The 3,130-nt window shown below is 56.5% G+C and carries 2 protein-coding genes; both read right to left on the bottom strand.

What is annotated here, in order from left to right:
* Positions 1-86: 86 nt before the first annotated feature.
* Positions 87-1,919, bottom strand: a complete 1,833-nt coding sequence (locus ACOSYY_RS18600) for a glycoside hydrolase family 15 protein (protein WP_421664359.1) — start codon at positions 1,917-1,919, stop codon at positions 87-89.
* Entirely contained in the window at positions 1,920-2,996 is a 1,077-nt protein-coding gene (locus ACOSYY_RS18595) for an SDR family oxidoreductase (RefSeq protein WP_421664357.1), read from the bottom strand.
* Positions 2,997-3,130 lie beyond the last annotated feature (134 nt).

Raw genomic sequence — 3,130 nt, 5'->3', positions numbered from 1 at the left:
TGATGATTCCCAGCAATAGGCCATGTGAAGCATTCCTCACCAAAAACCTACTGTGAGCAGACCGTTCTTTCGGGATTCCCCAAATTTCACCGCTCGATACGGCTCCACGATTCAAGCGATGCCGGCTGCCCTGTCCTCTGGCGATGTTGCGATGGTCCGGAGGCACTCGCAAGGGTATAGGCCGTATTGACTAACGACAGATGGGAAAGAGCTTGTGGAAAGTTTCCCACCAACCGTTTCGCCCCTGTATCGTATTCCTCGGACAGAAGCCCGAGATCGTTCCGAAGCGCCAGGAGTCGCTGAAACAGCTTTTCCGCTTCGGTATGCCGATCCTGGAGAACATAGGTATTGACCAACCAAAACGAGCAGGCGAGAAATGTGCCTTCTCCTGCCGGCAAACCATCCACGCTCTGAGAGCCCTGGTGGGAATAGCGTTGGACCAATCCATCGCGGAACAATTCCTTCTCAATGGTTTGCACCGTTCCTTGGACGCGCGGATCATGAGGAGAAAGAAAACCGACCAACGGGATCATCAGCAAGCCGGCATCGACTTGTCGCGATCCATAATACTGCGTAAAGGTGTTGCGCGAAGGATCGAATCCCTTGCCGCATACGTCTTGATGGATCTCCTCTCGAACCCGTTTCCAGCGGGCTGCATCGCCGGGAAGACGAAACATCTCGATATCCTGAACCATGCGGTCCATCGCAACCCAGGCCATGACCTTTGAATGAGTGAAATGTCGGCGCGGGCCACGGACTTCCCAAATACCTTCGTCGGGCTCCTTCCATTTCGACTCGAGGTATTCCATCATCGTGGTTTGGATGGCCCACCCCCGTTCATTGGTTTCCATACCGGTCCGGCGTGCCTGATGGAGGGTATCCATGACTTCTCCAAAGACGTCAAGTTGAAGTTGGTGCCAAGCGTCGTTGCCCGTCCGAACCGGTGTTGATTTCTCGTAGCCCGACAGCCAAGGAAGCTCCAGCTCGGTCAGCCGCCGTTCGCCTGCAATTCCGTACATGATTTGCAGTTGGCTCGGATCGCCGGCGACCGTTCGAATGAGCCAATCTCTCCAGTTCGATGCCTCCTCTTTGTAGCCGGCGGTCAACAAGGCATAGAGGGTGTAGGTGGCGTCGCGGATCCAGCAATAACGATAGTCCCAGTTGCGGACGCCTCCGAGCCGTTCGGGGAGGGATGTGGTGGGCGCCGCCACGATGCCGCCTGTCGGAGCGTTTGTCAGGGCCTTGAGCGTAATCAGCGATCGAACGACCGCTTCTCGGTGCTCACCCACAGGGTGACATCGGGAGGTCCACTGTCGCCACCATTTCGTAGTTTCCTCAATCACATGGGCGGCATCAGGTGCGGAAGGCACCGGTTCATGGGAGGGGTGCCATAGCAACACGAAAGAGACTTGCTGCCCGACCTCAACATCAAAATCCGCCATCCTGGTTGTATGCTTACGATAGGTCGGCGCACCAGTGATTACGTACACACTATCCGGTCCGGCGATCGCCTGGAGACCGTCGGCATGCTTTGTCACCCATGGAACGACGGAACCATAATCAAATCGAAGAATCAGCTGCATATGTACGCGAACGGAACCATGGACACCTATCACAAGACGCACGATCGTAGGATGGTTTTGCTGAAGGGGCATACAATCAACGACACGCACGGTTCCATCCTTTGTCGTAAAGTCCGTCTCCAATATGAGGGTATCCGACCTGTACCGTCGTGTGACACGATGCTCTTGATCGGCAGGAGCGATGATCCAGCGCCCGTTCTGTTCATTGCCGAGCAAGGCCGCGAAACAGGCGTTGGAATCGAAACGCGGCAGGCACAACCAATCGATGGAGCCGTTACGGCCTATCAATGCCGCTGTATGCGTATCGCCGATGAGGGCGTAATCTTCGAGATGCATTCATGAGCCGCTTTGTTCCATACGCGTTTGTCTCAATGGCCTAGACGATATCCGAGCCGTTGTCTCGCCGTTCTTGGACTGTGCCTTCACATACCAAAAATACCCGGCAACCGCGCCAAGGCCGGCCAGGCTCAACACATTTCTATGCATGTTCAGCCAAGACTGGAGGCTAAACCGGCGTGACCTCCTGTCGAACTCTCCGTGTGCGCCGAAATCTCTCGGCAACGGCTCATACAAGTTATTCGGACGATTGGGATCCAACGGTTGATCGGTCTGTTGAGAGCGATATCCGCTCCAGGCCAGATAGTGATCGGCAAATCCAGGCATGAGTTTTTGGCCGATAATTGCCTTGACCGCGGAAAACCCGATCCAGAGCTCCCGCCGCCGATGATGGGCGGCCCAATAGGCAGCCCTGGCGATGACCTCCGGCTGATAGATCGGCGGAACCGGCTGCGGAAGATGAGGCATTCGACATTTGATCCAGGTAAATTGCGGGGTGTTCACGGCCGGCAATTGCAGCGTCGTAATGTCGATGTTGCTGCCGTCGTGAATCAGTTCGGACCGTAGTGAATCGGTAAAGCCCTGAATCGCATGTTTGGCGCCGCAATAAGCTGATTGCAGGGGAATCGAGCGGTAGGCGAGCGCGGAGCCGACTTGGATAATCTTGCCTTTATTGCGTTCTTTCATTCGCCGGACTGCCGCGAGCGTGCCATAGACATAACCAAGATATGAGACATTGGTGACCCGCTGATAGTCTTCGGGCGTCATATCGACGGCCGGCGAGATCACCGAGACCATCGCGTCGTTCACCCAGACGTCGATCGGACCCAATTCCCGCATGACAGTATCGGCTGCCTCCTCGACCTGTTGAGGATCCGACATATCCGTTGAGATGGCGATCGCGCGACAGCCCGCCTCCTCGACCTCCCGCCTGGCGCCCTCTAATCCATCACGGCTCCTGGCGAGCAAACCGATGGACGCTCCATGTTTCGCGAACTCCCGCACAATGGCGCGTCCGACGCCGGCCGAGGCTCCCGTCACGACAACCACTTCCGAACGTCTTCCATTCTCTTGCACGGCAGGTTCCTTTCGGCGGGCGGGTTACACGACCTCCCGCACCTTGTCTTCTATGACCGTCTTAATGATGTCCCAGCGATCCTTCGTCCCGCGCGCCAGTGCCTTGGCGAAGGTCAATGCCTGATCGACCGTAG

This window comes from Nitrospira sp. BLG_2 (assembly GCF_049222245.1).
Note: the sequence above shows the minus strand (reverse complement) of the source record. Positions and strands in the feature narration are given on the sequence as shown.